The 14,555-nt window shown below is 52.6% G+C and carries 13 protein-coding genes; 7 read left to right on the forward strand and 6 right to left on the reverse strand.

Annotation, left to right across the window (positions count from 1 at the left end; all coding sequences use genetic code 11):
* Positions 1–28: 28 nt before the first annotated feature.
* On the reverse strand, positions 29–907 hold the full coding sequence (gene gluQRS / locus AC5E51_RS10660) for a tRNA glutamyl-Q(34) synthetase GluQRS (protein WP_491778559.1): 879 nt from the start codon (positions 905–907) through the stop codon (positions 29–31).
* 61 nt (positions 908–968) lie between these two features.
* A complete protein-coding gene (gene dksA / locus AC5E51_RS10665; protein WP_488072658.1) occupies positions 969–1,403 on the reverse strand; it encodes an RNA polymerase-binding protein DksA in 435 nt (144 codons plus the stop codon).
* Between the two features lie 210 nt (positions 1,404–1,613).
* Between dksA and AC5E51_RS10670 the strand changes: the two genes are divergently transcribed.
* Positions 1,614–2,810 (forward strand): pyridoxal phosphate-dependent aminotransferase, encoded by a 1,197-nt coding sequence (locus tag AC5E51_RS10670; protein WP_491778560.1) that lies wholly within the window; start codon positions 1,614–1,616, stop codon positions 2,808–2,810.
* On the forward strand, positions 2,810–3,520 hold the full coding sequence (gene sfsA / locus AC5E51_RS10675; protein ID WP_491778561.1) for a DNA/RNA nuclease SfsA: 711 nt from the start codon (positions 2,810–2,812) through the stop codon (positions 3,518–3,520). The genes AC5E51_RS10670 and sfsA overlap by 1 nt, the downstream gene beginning before the upstream one ends.
* Positions 3,521–3,571: 51 nt before the next feature.
* Here the strand turns inward: sfsA and AC5E51_RS10680 are convergent, their stop codons facing one another.
* The 3 genes from AC5E51_RS10680 to AC5E51_RS10690 form a co-directional block, all read right to left on the reverse strand.
* Positions 3,572–3,889, reverse strand: a complete 318-nt coding sequence (locus tag AC5E51_RS10680) for a Rieske (2Fe-2S) protein (protein ID WP_491778562.1) — start codon at positions 3,887–3,889, stop codon at positions 3,572–3,574.
* Positions 3,890–4,227: 338 nt separating this feature from the next.
* Positions 4,228–5,013, reverse strand: coding sequence for a Crp/Fnr family transcriptional regulator (locus AC5E51_RS10685; protein ID WP_491778563.1), 786 nt, complete (start codon positions 5,011–5,013; stop codon positions 4,228–4,230).
* A gap of 97 nt (positions 5,014–5,110) precedes the next feature.
* Entirely contained in the window at positions 5,111–5,458 is a 348-nt protein-coding gene (locus AC5E51_RS10690; protein ID WP_491778564.1) for a pentapeptide repeat-containing protein, read from the reverse strand.
* 55 nt (positions 5,459–5,513) lie between these two features.
* Between AC5E51_RS10690 and AC5E51_RS10695 the strand changes: the two genes are divergently transcribed.
* Together AC5E51_RS10695 and AC5E51_RS10700 are read left to right on the forward strand one after the other, a co-directional pair.
* Entirely contained in the window at positions 5,514–7,901 is a 2,388-nt protein-coding gene (locus AC5E51_RS10695) for a DNA polymerase II (protein ID WP_491778565.1), read from the forward strand.
* Positions 7,902–7,927: 26 nt separating this feature from the next.
* Positions 7,928–8,896, forward strand: a complete 969-nt coding sequence (locus AC5E51_RS10700; protein ID WP_491778566.1) for a magnesium transporter CorA family protein — start codon at positions 7,928–7,930, stop codon at positions 8,894–8,896.
* Positions 8,897–8,922: 26 nt separating this feature from the next.
* Here the strand turns inward: AC5E51_RS10700 and AC5E51_RS10705 are convergent, their stop codons facing one another.
* The gene (locus tag AC5E51_RS10705) at positions 8,923–10,188 is read right to left on the reverse strand and encodes a cytochrome-c peroxidase (protein ID WP_491778567.1); all 1,266 of its coding nucleotides are present in this window, start codon (positions 10,186–10,188) and stop codon (positions 8,923–8,925) included.
* Positions 10,189–10,380: 192 nt separating this feature from the next.
* On the opposite strand from AC5E51_RS10705, the gene AC5E51_RS10710 reads away from it, so the two are divergent.
* The 3 genes from AC5E51_RS10710 to AC5E51_RS10720 are packed head-to-tail and all read left to right on the forward strand — an operon-like array spanning position 10,381 to position 14,554.
* The gene (locus AC5E51_RS10710) at positions 10,381–11,922 is read left to right on the forward strand and encodes an imelysin family protein (protein ID WP_491778568.1); all 1,542 of its coding nucleotides are present in this window, start codon (positions 10,381–10,383) and stop codon (positions 11,920–11,922) included.
* Positions 11,912–13,384 carry a di-heme oxidoreductase family protein gene (locus tag AC5E51_RS10715; RefSeq protein ID WP_491778569.1) on the forward strand — a complete coding sequence of 491 codons (1,473 nt, stop codon included), beginning with the start codon at positions 11,912–11,914 and terminating at the stop codon, positions 13,382–13,384. The genes AC5E51_RS10710 and AC5E51_RS10715 overlap by 11 nt, the downstream gene beginning before the upstream one ends.
* Positions 13,385–14,554: a DUF1513 domain-containing protein gene (locus AC5E51_RS10720; protein ID WP_068439312.1), complete on the forward strand. Its 1,170-nt coding sequence runs from the start codon at positions 13,385–13,387 to the stop codon at positions 14,552–14,554.
* The last annotated feature ends 1 nt before the right edge of the window (position 14,555 follow it).

The following is a 14,555-nucleotide window of genomic DNA, read 5'->3' on the forward strand; positions in this document are numbered from 1 at the left end:
GCCCAGAGGTTATCATACCAGACGCTGATTATGTGCGTTGAAATGGCCCGGGCGCAGGCATAGATTGCTCGCCTTTCAAGGGCGCGGGGTTCCAGTGACTGACAGCCCAGTTTAAGAGCTCGTCCGCTGGCGCGCCAAGCAGGGTTTGTGGTGGTGACTGGCGCAACCAGTTCAGGGCCTGCCAGAGAGTTTCATTGATGCGTTGATCCGAGAGCGGCAGAGCCAGATTCTGTTTACTCAACTTCTGGCCATTCTGTTCGACCGCCACTGGAATATGACTGTATTGCGGAACACTGAGAGACAACGCCTGTTGCAGCAGATATTGACGAACGGTGGAGTCGATCAGGTCGATACCGCGAACGACGTGGGTAATTTCCTGTGCGGCGTCATCGACGACAACGGCTAGTTGGTAAGACCAGAAGCCGTCGCGGCGACGGATAACAAAATCGCCGATTTCATCTGCGAGGTCATAGCGGTGATCGGGTTGTAGGCCATCGTGCAGAGTAGTAACTCCGACGGGGCAGAGGAAACGCCAGGCGAAATCATGATCGGCGGGTGCTGGGCAGATGCCCTGATGAAGTTCTCCGCCAAGCTGCTTTCGGGAGCAGGCACAAGGAAAGGCATCGCCCTGATCTCGCAGTTTATCCAGCGCCGCCTGATAGAGTTCACCACGCTGGCTCTGATAAACAATGTCACCGTCCCAGTGCAGACCATAAGCATCGAGAATCCGTAGAATCTCAGCAGCGGCTGTCGGGTCTTCGCGCGGAGGGTCGAGATCTTCGATGCGTACTAACCACTTTCCATGACAGTGTCGTGCATCCAGATAGCTGGCGAGTGCAGCCAGCAGAGAGCCAAAATGGAGAGGCCCGGTCGGGGAGGGAGCAAAACGCCCGATATAATCAGTCATAGATGTGTTCCGGCAGGCAGGTCATCGCTGCCCACCGGTCACTGAGCTAAAGCGTCGGAGCTTATACGCCGAGTTGCTTTTCCTTGATCTCTGCAAGGGTCTTGCAGTCGATGCAGAGGTCAGCAGTCGGGCGGGCTTCAAGACGACGGATACCGATCTCAACGCCACAGGCTTCGCAGTAGCCGTAGTCGTCCTTATCAATCAGATCGATGGTCTTCTCGATTTTCTTAAGTAGTTTCCGCTCGCGATCACGGGTACGCAGTTCAAGACTGAACTCTTCTTCCTGGCTGGCACGATCATTCGGATCAGCGTAGTTGTTGAGTTCGGTCTGCATGTGCTCTTTTGTGCGGTCAACTTCTTCCATCAGCTCCTGGCGCCAGTTGCCAAGGATTTTGCGGAAGTGATCCTGTTGCGCTTCATTCATATACTCCTCGCCTTCTTTCAGGTCGTATGGAGTAAAGTCAGACAGGGCAAATTCTTTTTTCTCTTGCGGCATTTCTCTTGTGCCTCACCTGTTCAAATAATAGTCACGCATCAGCGCTTTTCTGAGCTATGCATCAGATGCGCAAAAAATACAAGGCCGGGAAACTATCAGATAACATCGCCAGCGCCAATACTTTTATGTGTTCATTTGTGGGTTCATATCCTGCTGTGCCAACACCTAATCTGGCACAATAGCCCATAAATCTTCAAAAATTTGAGAACTATGTCATCAACTTCGAAAAGAAGTGGCGAAATTAAGCCGTTTCAGGTCATGGCTATTCTGGCAGAAGCGCAGGCTCTGCAGGCCGCAGGGCATGACATTATCCACCTTGAGGTCGGTGAGCCAGATTTCACGACGCCGGAGCCTGTAACCGAAGCAGGTATTGCTGCCTTAAGAGCAGGAAAAACGGGATACACACCGGCACTGGGCCTGCCTGAGCTACGCGAAAAAATCGCGCACTATTACCAATCGCGGTTTGGCGTTACCGTGCCCGCATCCCGTGTGGTACTGACGCCCGGCGCGTCGGGGGCGTTATTGCTGCTGACGGCTGCGCGGTTGAACCCGGGTGATCAATTGATGCTGGCTGATCCGGGATACCCGTGTAACCGACATTTCGCGCGCGTGTTTGAGGCTCATGGGCAACTGATCCCGGCAGGTCCTGAGCAGAAGTACCAGTTGACGGCGGCCGATGTCGAAAGGCACTGGCAGCCATCGACTCGTGCTGCGTTGGTGGCGAGCCCTGCGAATCCGACGGGCACCGTCCTGTCTCTGGATGAATTGTCACATCTATCTCAAACCGTCGCTAAGCAGGGCGGCGAGCTTTGGGTTGATGAAATTTATCAGGGGCTGAACTTCGGAGCCGGTGAAGGCGGCGGAGCCGAAACCGTATTATCTGTCGCCGACGATGCAGTCGTGCTGAACAGTTTTTCCAAATTCTTTGGCATGACGGGCTGGCGTCTCGGTTGGGCTGTCGTACCCGAATCACTGGTTCCCGTGCTGGATACCCTCGCACAGAATCTGTTTCTGGCGCCTCCTACACCGGCCCAATACGCAGCACTGGCAGCCTTTTCTCCAGAGGTTATGGCGACATTAGAAGAGCGCCGGCAGATACTGCACGAGCGCCGCGATTATCTGCTGAGCGTATTGCCTGAGCTTGGTTTCAAGGTGCCAGTGGTCCCGGAGGGCGCATTCTACGTCTATGCGGATGCCAGTCGTTTTACCGATGACAGTCTGGCTTTCTGTGCCCGGCTTCTGCGTGAAACGGGTGTTGCCATCACGCCGGGCGTGGACTTTGGTGAGCATCGTGCCGGCGAACATGTGCGCTTCGCTTTCACGACCCGTATTGAGCGCTTAAAGGAAGCGATAGGGCGCCTTGCTGATTGGTTGCCAGAATACGTTGCTGAACAGGGTGGTCGATAATGCAGTACGAGTTACCTCTGATCGAAGGCACTCTGATTAAGCGTTATAAGCGCTTTCTTGCCGATATCCGCTTGCAGGATGGCTCCGAGATTACAGTGCATTGCCCGAACACAGGTTCGATGAAACGCTGCGCTGAGCCGGGGAGTAAAGTCTGGATTTCGGACAGTGCGAATCCGAAGCGTAAATACCGCTACACCTGGGAGTGGGTCGAAGTAGACGGAAAGTACCGGGTTTGCGTGAACACGTCCCGTCCTAATCAGATCATTGGTGAGGCGCTTGAGGCCAGAGCAATAGAAGGCCTCACTGATTATGAATCACTGCAGCGGGAGCCCAAAGTCGAGGATGGTCGCCTCGATTTCTGTCAGCGTCTGGACGACGGTCGTCGGTGCTGGATTGAAGTGAAAAGTGTCACTCTGCTCGAAGAAGACAATGGCCTTGGCTGTTTTCCGGACGCAGTAACCGACCGCGGACGTAAGCACTTGCTTCGTCTGCAGGCCCTGAAAGAAGAAGGTGATAGGGCGGTGCTGCTGTTTTGTGTTCCTCACGAAGGTATTCGTGAAGTGACCGTGGCAGAGCATATTGACCCCAGGTACGCAGAGGCTTTGCGTGCAGTGATGGCTGCCGGGGTTGAAGTGATGGCGGCGAAGGTCAGCTTTGCCGACGACGATTCAGGACTTGAGGTCAGTGGCTTATTGCCGGTAGTGCTCTGACAGTACTTTGAGAGCAATTTGAGAGCACTCTGATGTTTTTGAGATTGCCGGTCAGAGTTCTATCCAGATATCTTCATCGCGCACTTCGCAAGGAAGTGGCGTGAGCGACTGGCCGGTGCAGGGGCCAGAGATACAGTAACCGCTTTCTATCAGAAACAGTGCACCGTGCATGGCGCACTGAATCAGCCTGCCATCCGAATCCAGAAACTGATCCGGCATCCACTCAAGGTTTACGCCCAGATGCGGGCAATGATTACGGTAGGCGTAAAGACTGCCCTGTTGGCGGACGATAAAAAAGGAATGTCCGTCGAGTTCGAATCCACGGGACTGACCTTCTTGCAGGTCGGAATCTTTGCAGATGGCTGGCACGGTGCGTCCTGTTACTTCTCTTGGTCTTTAAGCATACCGCAAAGGGTAACGCCCTGCGGGTTATGAATACTGGACATCTATTCTAGCAAGCGGGCAAAAAAACGCCCCTCGACTCTTCGTGAAAAGATAGAGGGGCAAAGCAACCGTGATTAGCCTGGCCTCTCGGCCAGTGATGAGAGAGATCATCATTCAGACCATGTCAGAATGCTGAACATCGTTGGTGATGAGCCAGCGACAGGATTCATATTAGGGAAGATCCTAAATGCAGTCAATAATAATTATCATTTAGTTTTGTAAAGGGTATGTCAAAGGTCGTCTTTCTGAATGGAGAGCGGCTTTCAGTGTTGCTCCAGTACCTGCTGATTCATCATACCGATGCGTCGGGCAAGGTTTTCAATCAGGTTAACCGCAGCCTGAGGTTGCGCTTCGATTAATACGGTGAAGTCCTGCTGCGGCACTGCCATCACAGTACACGCCGTGGAGGCGATGATGGACGCCGAACGTTTTTCGCCAGTAAATACTGCCATGGCGCCAAAAACTTCATCTTCACCCAGTTCACCGACAGACACCCCATCCACGATCACATCAGCATTGCCACTGATGATGGTATACACCATATCGGCGTCGTCGCCTTGTTGAATGATAGTGTCACCCGCTGAAAAGTTCAGGAATCCGGCCACGGGCTTGAGTTGCTCTTTCGACAGAGCGCCAAGACGTTCGGTCAATAACGAATTGAGGGTGACCAGGTAATGGCTCCAGCAGTGCTGACGTCGCTTGTCGTTGTAGATGTGTAGCAGGAAATCGTCACGGTTAATCGGTTGCAGTTCGACATAGCCGTCAGTCGTCAGTGTCGGTGATGGCAGGTGGAACGATTGACTGATTCCGATCAGGTCCCCTTCTTCACAGGAAAACAGGGTATTCTCGTTGCTGCAGATATTGATGATGCCATCTTTGACAAGGAACAGAGTGTCTTCGTCAAAGTGCTCATAGAGGTCGTCCACAGACTCGAAAGTGACAGCATTCTGCGAGTAAGCGAAGCCTTGCAGCATCTCTCGTGCGAGCTGCTGTAGCCGGGGGGAGTTCGCTTCGAATCCTGTCGCGGGTTCAGTTCCATTCTGATACATGGTGCCTCTCTTGCTTCTGTGAGCAATTCGTTAATGACACTACTTTACCCGATTCGGCTGAGATGTAAGCAGCCTCAGTCGCTCAGTGATAACTGAGTCACATATTGCTACTGTGGCGCAGACGTGTCCCCATAGTGACGGATAAACGAATCTCTTCTGCACTGAGTTCGGGCGGAAAATAGCAGCCACTGATTTTTGCGTCAGCGAAGCTGGCTCCACCTAACTGGCACCCTCGGAAGTCAATTCCACGCAGATCCGAGCCGCGAAAATACGTATCCGTGAGGTCCATGCCTGATACATTGAGCTTGCGCAGATCCAGACCTCGAAGATCACACCCGGTAAGGTCACAGGATTGCCCGGACTCGCGCGCCTGATTAAAGCCTTCGACGTTATCGTTGCGCAGCATCAGATACATTGGGTCCTGACTGATTTGAGGTGTGGTCATGCAGTGACTCCTGAAATACACTTTGATGCTCTCAGTATAGGCACTGGTTCCGACATTGCTTTCCACACCGCTTCCCGCATTTCTTCTCAGTAGTCGCTGGCAGGACGAGGGGGATAAAACACAACTCACTTTCTGGTGGTCTACGCCTGAAGGACCCGTACGCACATGCATTGAGCAGCCGTGCGTCTGTTTTATACCGGCGGAGCATCGGGTACGCGCGCAGCAGGTGATTACTGCTCTTGGCTGGCCTGTGACGTTGCGTGAAGTCGCGTTGAAGCTTTTCAGCGGAGAAGACGCAGTGGCTTGTTATCTTCCGTCAGCTTACCTATACCGCTGGCGGGATGTTCTGAGCGATCAGAAAATTCAGGTTTATGAGTTGGATATCCGCCCCACCGATCGTTATCTGATGGAGCGTTTTATTGCTGGGTCGGCTCAGATCCATGGTGGGCACTGGACGTCTTTTTCTCAATCCGCTACCTGGCACTCTGCGACCGACGTCCAGCTTACTCCTGGTGATTACCGCCCCGACCTGCGTTACCTGTCGGTGGATATCGAAACTTCATTTCCGCGGACCGATCAACCCGACCGGTTATTCTCGATAGCATTCTATGCGCCTGAGTTTTCGCACGTTCTTATGATCAGTGACCAGGAAGGCGATAACCGGGAAGGTGATAACTATGAAGCGGTTGCAGATGAGCCTGCTTTACTGACACGTTTTCTGGAAGTTATCGCAGAGTATGATCCAGATGTGCTGATCGGCTGGAATTTCATTCAGTTTGATATGGCGTTTCTTAAGCGTAAGTTCGCTGAGCATGATATTCCGTTTGCGCTTGGCCGCGATGGTAGCTTGCTGGACTGGCGCCAGTCTGCGCAGAATCCGGATCGTATTTTCCTGCATACGCCAGGGCGGGTGATCCTTGACGGAATAGAGTGTCTGCGAACAGCGACCTGGCAGTTTGATAGCTTTGCCCTTGATGATGTCGCTGATCAGCTGTTGGGTGAAGGTAAACTTCTTCACGGTGATGAGCGCGGCGGGGATATTGAGCGCTTGTTTGTTGAAGACAAGCAGTCGCTTGCGGCCTATAACCTGAAAGACTGTGAGCTTGTCTGGCGTATTTTTGAGCACACAGATCTGTTCAATTTTCTGGTTGAGCGCTCACGAATGACCGGCCTGTTGATGGATCGCATGGGCGGCTCTGTCGCGGCGTTTGAATATATGTACTTACCGCGTATGCACCGTGCCGGTTGGGTCGCACCGAATATGGGCGATGGCTATAGCGCAGAAAAAAGCCCGGGCGGCTATGTTATGGATTCCCAGCCGGGTTTATTCCGGCATGTACTGGTGCTGGATTTTAAAAGCCTGTACCCATCCATTATTCGGACATTCTGTATCGACCCTGTTGGCTTAATAGCGGGAGAAGGAGTGCCTGATTCCGAGGCTGTTCCCGGTTATTTTGGCGGTGTGTTTCATCGTCAGAAGCACATACTGCCTGACTTGATCCGCCACCTTGGAGAACTTAGGGAAGAGGCCAAAAAGCATAACAACCAGCCGCTTTCTCAGGCGATCAAAATCATCATGGCTTCTTGTTATGGCGTGCTGGGTTCCGAAGGCTGCCGCTTTTACGACACCCGGTTATCGGCCTCAATCACCAAACGCGGCCACGACATTATTCAACGCACAACGGCTTACATTGCTGAACAGGGTTATCAGGTCATTTACGGCGATACTGACTCGGTGTTTGTCTGGGTCAACCGGGAATTGACGGATAGCGATGCAGACGCACTGGGGCAGCAACTGGCGCTGGACATTAATCGCTGGCTATCCAGTGAACTGAATGGCGAATTCGGGCTCAAAAGCTATCTTGAACTGGAATACGAAACGCATTACCGACAATTCTTTATGCCGTCTATCCGCGGTGCTGAAACCGGTAGCAAGAAACGGTATGCCGGGATTAATGCAAAAGATAGTAGGCTGGTGTTTAAGGGGTTAGAGGCCGTTCGTAGCGACTGGACACCTCTGGCACGTGAGTTTCAGAAAGAGCTTTACCGAAGAGTGTTCTGCGGCGAGCCCTGGAACCAATGGTTGAAAGATCAGGTCACTGAGCTGTTTGATGGCGGGAGTGACGAACTGCTGGTGTATCGCAAGCGCTTACGTCGTCCTTTGCCGCATTACCAGAAAAGCCGGCCTCCTCATGCGAAAGCGGCAGCGGTGATGGATCGCTGGTTAGAAGCACAGAGACGTCCTGCGAAGTATCAGGAGCGAGGTGGCTGGATCAGTTATGTTATGACGGTGAATGGCCCGGAACCAACCGAGATCAGGCAATCCGCAATCGACTATCACCACTATCTGGAAAAACAACTTAAACCCATTGCTGATTCTATATTTCAGTTTACGGGTCATAACTTCGATCAGGAGGCTGGCCAGCAGCATCGGCTGTTCTGACCGGCAGAATACAGACAGGAAACAGTATGATCAGATGTATGCTTGAAGGCACGGACGGTTCGATACGTACCGGTGGCTCTGAATTATTAATCGAATGGCAACGCCAGCGGGAAGGTCGGTTCTGGCTGGACATTCAGGAAGAAGATGTCCCCGGTGAGCGCAAATTACTAGAGAACCTGGGTCTGCATACTCTGGCAGTACAGGATGCTCAGCGTGATCGTCACCCGCCTAAACTCGAAGAGTTCGATGATTTCACTTTTGTACTGTATCGGGGCATTGCCAGCTTTAACTCGGAGTTGGTGCATGACTCGCAGAACATCGCATTTTTTGTCGGTGAGAATTTCCTTGTTACCCGTCACCCAAAACCTGCGGCCAGTATTGAAAAATTGTTTTCCGAACAGGGCTCAAAGTTACTTAAGCAAGGCCCGGGGTTTCTTGCTCTGCGAATTATGCATACGTCGGCGGGGCTGTATCTTGATGCGTTGCTTGAGTTCGAAGAGCGCCTGAGCGATATCGAAGATGCTCTGCTAGACGACGGCAACGACGACCTGATGCGCGAGCTGGTGACCTATCGTACTCGCCTGGTAAAACTGCGGCGCTTGTTTAATTATCACCGCAATATTACCGATGAACTGCGCAGTGATGAGTATCTGGCTCTGAATTATAAAGACGACCCGATGGGACACGCGATCACTGACCTTCATGATCGTTTTGACCGTCTCTATACGCTTGCGGAAATTTTCTACAGCATCAGCGGTGATTTAATTGATGGTTATATTTCTATTGCTTCACATCAGCTGAACCGCACGATGCAGGTGCTCACGGTTATTACAGCGATATTTGTGCCTCTCGGCTTTCTGGCGGGCCTCTACGGGATGAACTTTGAATACATTCCCGAGCTTAAAATAGAAAATGGCTACTTTATTTTATTGGCGGCCATGGGCTCAATTGCTGTGGGGCTGCTGGCGCTATTCCGTAAAATACGCTGGCTATAATAGTTGCTGAAAGTGGACTCTGGTGATCAGAGTCCACATTCATCAGCATCTTCGGGAAGCAGGTGTTCGTACTGCTCATCGGTCAGGCTATAGAGGAAGCAGACCAACCCTTCGATATCGTTCTCACTCAGAGCTGTGCCCTGACGTAGCTCCGGAAAACTCACGTTTGCGGCAACTTCAGGTGCCGCCCATGCCACGCCGGTTTCCGGGTTTATGCCGTTAGTTGAGTTTGTCAGGTGGCGGTCGTAAAAGCGGATGACGGTATCCAGAGACTGAAATACTCCATTGTGCATGTAGGGCGCTGTGACGCCGACATTGCGCAAGGTAGGCACCCGGAACTTACCTTCCAGCTCACTCGTATCAGGCTCGTCTGAAACAGCGTCGATGGCAGCAAGACCCGTATCAGTGAAGCCTTCATCGCTGCCGTTTGCTGTGCGAAGTCCGGTATTTACCGGGACACCAATATTGTGAAACTCGTAATTACTGAATGTCTCGCCTTCATTGCCATTTGGCCGGATCTGGTGGCAGGTTGCACAGTTTGTAAACTGCTGCGAAAAAAAGCGAGCCTTGCCCAATGCTGCTTTGGATACCGGGCTGTATTCGTATTCGCCGCGGAGGAATTTGTCGTATTTTGAATTGAAGGGCGACATGTCAGCGCTGCGCTCAAAGGCTGCAATGGCCTGAGTCATTGCAACATAGGCCTGGTCGACATCATCAAAAATGTTGGCGCCGAAGAGTTCGGTAAAGTTTTCTTCGTAGCTGGCATTTTCTCTCAGACGAGCGATCACAGTGGCCTTGTCGGGCATATTCATCTCGACTGGATTCAGCGGTGGGCCGCCGGCCTGATCTTCCAGTGTCGCTGCCCGGCCATCCCAGAACTGGCCACCTATATAACCAACATAGTCTTCCCTTGGGCTGTTAAAACGTTGATGGGTACCGTAGGTGAATTCCGGGATGCTGGCTGAATACAGCGCGGTTGGCGTATTCCGGTCGCCGAGAGATACACCATCATCACCGACGGAGGCAGAGCGCACGTTGCCGCTGCCATTTGTAGATGGGTCTGTGAACGCATGATCCGGGTCGTGGCAGGTCGCGCAGGACTGAGTGCGTTCCAGCGATAGGTTGGTGTCGTGGAACAGGGTTTCGCCCAGGCCTATTACCCCTACCTCTGGGGGTCTCACCTCAATCTCAAGGTCACCGGGCGAAGCGGAGTCTGAACCCCCACTATCGCCGCCACAGGCTGTCAGGCCTGCTGATAAGAAAACGGTCGCTGCGAGCAGGCTGAGCTTCATATTCCACACCATGTACACACCATAAAAAATACGACTATTCGGGTCAGTTGCTGAGCATAACGTGATAGTAGCAGATGATCGTAATTTAAATCATGACACTAGCTTACATTTGGTATTGAAAGTAATTCGCATTGAGTTTAATGTGACTTCACTTTTTAAGCCCTGAGTGGCTCTCTGATGATGGAGTAATATATGAAGCTTTCTCGACTGGCGATCGTTGTCGCAGCCGGATTCACACTGGCCGCCTGCGGTGGCAGTAATAGCAGCAGTACGGAAGATATCCTGAACCTCGAGAACGTAGGTAAGGTACTGGAAACCAACGCCGACATCGCCTACGCCGCGTATTCTGACTCTGTCACGACTGCTCAGGCGCTGAAAGCTGCCCTGGCTACCTTCCGTGCTGATCCGAGCGAAGCAAACCTGCTGGCAGCGAAGCGCGCCTGGCTGGTAGCTCGTGAGCCATACGGTCAGACTGAAGTTTACCGTTTCCGTAACAGCCCGATTGATTCAACCGACTACAGCAGCGAAGACGGCCCTGAAGGGGCGATCAACGCCTGGCCTCTGGGTGAAGCGCTGATTGATTACGTTCAGGTGAATACGACTGACTTTGGCGACAGCGAAATCGGTGTGACTGCGAACGGTGTAGGTATTAATGGTGGTGGCGCGGTCGATAGCAGCAACTACGACGAAACCAGCCCTGAAACCAATATTATTGGTAACACTAGTATCGAGATCAATGCAGATCTACTGGAAAATTCGGCCACTGCTGAAGATGAGCATGATGTGATCTCCGGTTACCATGCGATTGAATTCCTGCTCTGGGGCCAAGATCTCAAAGATAACGAAGAGACTACAGACGGCACTGATCGTGATGATGCAGTTAAAGTTCTCGATGTAGAAGATGCTGACGAAGATAACTCTTTCTATGCGGCCGGTGGTGATCGCCCGATTATTGACTTCCAGCCAAGCTATGATGCTGACGAAGCGGCTGAGAATGAAAATGTCGATGCCGCCTACGATTCTTCTGTCGAATCTCACCGTCGTCACAAATTCCTCGAAGTGGCCGTTGATAAGCTGATCGCTGACCTTGAATCTGTTCGCGATGGTTGGGCACCGGGTGCGACTTACCGTACCGCATTTACCACAGTCACCAATGAAGCTCAGGCGAAGCAGAAATTAACTGAAATTCTGACCGGTATGGGCACGCTGTCTGAAGGTGAACTGGCGGGTGAGCGGATGCAGATCGCTTTCTCTGCGAATTCCCAGGAAGACGAGCACTCATGTTTCTCTGACAACACGCACCGTGATATCTGGCTGAACGCTGAAGGCGTTTCAAACAGCTACTACGGGAAATACGCCGGTTATGACAGCACACTGAACGGCGTTGATAATGTGACCACCAACGCGGTGAATGGCTACGGTATCGATGACTGGCTGAAGGATTCTGGTGAAGCTGAACTCGCTGCAGAGATCGCAGTGGCCCTGGCGGCGACCGAAACTCAGTACGTTGCCATTGATACTCAGGCGCGTGCGGGGTCCCCGTTTGATGTTCAGATCATGGAAGAAAACGCAGAAGTTTCCAGTGCGGTGGCACAAGCCATTATTGCCCTGAACGCTCAATCGGCATTGATCGCAGATATCGCTGAAAAAGCAGGTATCGACGGATCTGTCGTCGTAGACCCTGAAGCGTCGGCGTGTGATACCGAAGACCCAACCGCGAGCTGTGACGAGTAAGTCTGCCGTGGTAAATAAAAAGCCGGCGCTTCGCCGGCTTTTTGCGTTAGCAGCGGCCAGTTCTGGGCTGGCGGCTCTGACGCTTCTTGTTGGTTGTAACGACAGTAATACGCTGGATCAACAGATTCTGGCGGGCGGTGTTGCGACCTATTCAACGACGCATCTGACCCGCTTCGATTTACCCGCTCCGACGCTCACGGACGGAGAAAAGGCGGATTTTTATGCTGGGCGCGCGTTAGCACATCAGCCGTGGGTGAAGGCACCGACAAGCACGACCGCGCGCGATGGCCTGGGGCCGTTGTTTAATGCCCGCAGTTGCCTTGGCTGTCATATCGAAGGTGGACGTGGCACATTGCCAGCTGACGATACAGAAGCCGTCTTTACCGCCTTTGTCCGTCTGAGTATTCCCGGTGAAGAGCCGCAACTGGGTTCTGTGCCTGAACCCACTTATGGTCAACAGATTCAAACGCAAGCGACGGGCCTGATAGCGCAGCTGGGATTACCTCCCGGTCCTGACGACCTGAAACCTGAGGCTGACCTGAGGATTGACTGGCAGTATCACTCGCATACCTATCCTGACGGTAGCGTGGTTGAATTGCGAAAACCTCAACTGGATTTGCGCCAGTTAAGTGATGGTGCGCTGCATCCAGATACCTTGTTCAGTCTGCGTCAGGCACCAGGCATGTTTGGGACCGGACTGATTGCAGCCATTAAACAAGCCGATATTGATGCTCTGGCTGATCCGTCTGACACTAATAAAGACGGTATTTCAGGTCGGGTTAACCAGGTATGGAGTGCCTCTGAACAGGCGACGGTTCCCGGTCGCTTTGGCTGGAAGGCGAATCGCCCCGATCTTGAAGTCACTGTCGCCGCCGCGTTTGCAGATGATATCGGTATTTCTAATCCGCTGTTTCCTTCGCAACCCTGCACTCCAGCCCAGCTTTTGTGCCAGCAACAACCCAATGGCAATAATTCGGATGGCTTCGAAATTCCTGCTGATTTATTAGAGTTAGTCGTCGAATTCCTGCGTCACACCGGTGCGCCTGCTGCACGCCTGACTGAAAAGCATAACGCTGGCCAGATGGCGTTTAACCTCGCTGGTTGCCAGCAATGTCACCAGCCCTCGTTCACGACCTCTGAAAATGCTCCTGCTTCACACCTTGTGGGTCAACGTATCTGGCCATACAGCGATTTTCTTTTGCACGATATGGGGCCTTTGCTCGCTGATGAGCGACCAGACTTCCAGGCGACGGGCTCTGAGTGGCGAACGGCGCCTTTGTGGGGGATTGGGCTTCAGAAAACCGTGGGGGCAGACCTTTCACTACTGCACGACGGGCGAGCCCGTAGCGTTGAAGAAGCGATTCTTTGGCACGGTGGAGAAGCAGCTAAAGCGCGGGCTCTTTTTGAGGCTATGTCTGCAGATACCCGGCGACAACTGATCGCCTTTGTGGAGGCGCTCTGAATGGCGACGTCTGACATGATGACGAGAAGGCAGATCCTGAAATCAGGCGTGTTCGGCAGTACGGTTCTTTTACCTTTGCATGGCCTTGCTTTGGGTTATTCCTCTTCGGTGATGGAGAGTGAATATTGGGGCTCAGCAGTTCTATCTGAGGATCAGACCGGATTTGCTTCTGTATCCCGCAATCAAACGTCCGCCCTTGAGCAAACGGCATTTCGCGGTCACGGGGTGTGCCTGAATCCTACAGATAAAAATAGCCATTCGATACTGATGATGGCTCGCCGCCCGGGCAGTGAGGGAATTATTTTTGACCTAGCGACTGGCGAAGAATTATCGCGCTTTTACGCGCTCCCTGAACGTCAGTTTCAGGGCCACGCCTGTTACAGTGAAGATGGCTCAGAAATATACGTGACACAAACGATATTTTCTCCCGGCCACCCTGATCACGGCAAAGGCATGATCAGTGTTCGTGATGCCAGAAGCTTCGTTCAATTACGTGAGTTTGAAACGGGCGACCCCGAGCCCCATGAAGTGCTGCTGATGCCTGACGGAATACACCTTGTCGTTGCTAACGGTGGTCGTTTTCCGGGACAGGATGGGCGAAGTAACGACGCCACAGAGATGAGTTCGTCACTGGTGATCATCGACAGAACTACTGGAGAAATCAGTCAGCGCCACACCCTGACGGAGCTGAAAGCAAGCATCCGTCATCTTGCCATCAACAAGGAGGGCAGTGTGGTTGCCGCTTTGCAGGTGCAGCGTCAGGCGTTGACCGATAGCGATCCGCGGCCATTAGCCGCGGTGCTGACTCCCGAGGGAGATTTCAGTTACCTACCTGCCCCGGACAATCTGTGGTTGGGAGCCCATGACTATATGGGCAGCGTTGCGGTACATGCTTCGACGGATGTTGCCTGTATGACGACTCCGAAAGGGAATTTCGCTGTTTTCTGGCATGTGAGTTCGCAGACTTTACTGGGGTACTTTCAGATGCACGATGTGTGCGGTGTGTCCGTCAGCGAATTAAATGATTGTTTTGTGCTGAGTAATTCAGCGGGCGAATTGCGATTTATTGATCCCGTATCCCAACAAGAAAATACATCGTTGCGTCAGAGTTATTCAGATCTGCGTTTCGATAACCATTTATCTCAACCTGTGATAATCCGAAAAGGCTGAC

This window comes from Thalassolituus sp. (assembly GCF_984348125.1).

What these genes read in the sequence shown, in the direction of transcription:
- gluQRS (WP_491778559.1), bottom strand. Translation starts at nt 907, where the DNA reads ATGACTGATTATATCGGGCGTTTTGCTCCCTCCCCGACCGGGCCTCTC.
- dksA (WP_488072658.1), bottom strand. Translation starts at nt 1,403, where the DNA reads ATGCCGCAAGAGAAAAAAGAATTTGCCCTGTCTGACTTTACTCCATAC.
- AC5E51_RS10670 (WP_491778560.1), top strand. Translation starts at nt 1,614, where the DNA reads ATGTCATCAACTTCGAAAAGAAGTGGCGAAATTAAGCCGTTTCAGGTC.
- sfsA (WP_491778561.1), top strand. Translation starts at nt 2,810, where the DNA reads ATGCAGTACGAGTTACCTCTGATCGAAGGCACTCTGATTAAGCGTTAT.
- AC5E51_RS10685 (WP_491778563.1), bottom strand. Translation starts at nt 5,013, where the DNA reads ATGTATCAGAATGGAACTGAACCCGCGACAGGATTCGAAGCGAACTCC.
- AC5E51_RS10690 (WP_491778564.1), bottom strand. Translation starts at nt 5,458, where the DNA reads ATGACCACACCTCAAATCAGTCAGGACCCAATGTATCTGATGCTGCGC.
- AC5E51_RS10700 (WP_491778566.1), top strand. Translation starts at nt 7,928, where the DNA reads ATGATCAGATGTATGCTTGAAGGCACGGACGGTTCGATACGTACCGGT.
- AC5E51_RS10705 (WP_491778567.1), bottom strand. Translation starts at nt 10,188, where the DNA reads ATGAAGCTCAGCCTGCTCGCAGCGACCGTTTTCTTATCAGCAGGCCTG.
- AC5E51_RS10710 (WP_491778568.1), top strand. Translation starts at nt 10,381, where the DNA reads ATGAAGCTTTCTCGACTGGCGATCGTTGTCGCAGCCGGATTCACACTG.
- AC5E51_RS10720 (WP_068439312.1), top strand. Translation starts at nt 13,385, where the DNA reads ATGGCGACGTCTGACATGATGACGAGAAGGCAGATCCTGAAATCAGGC.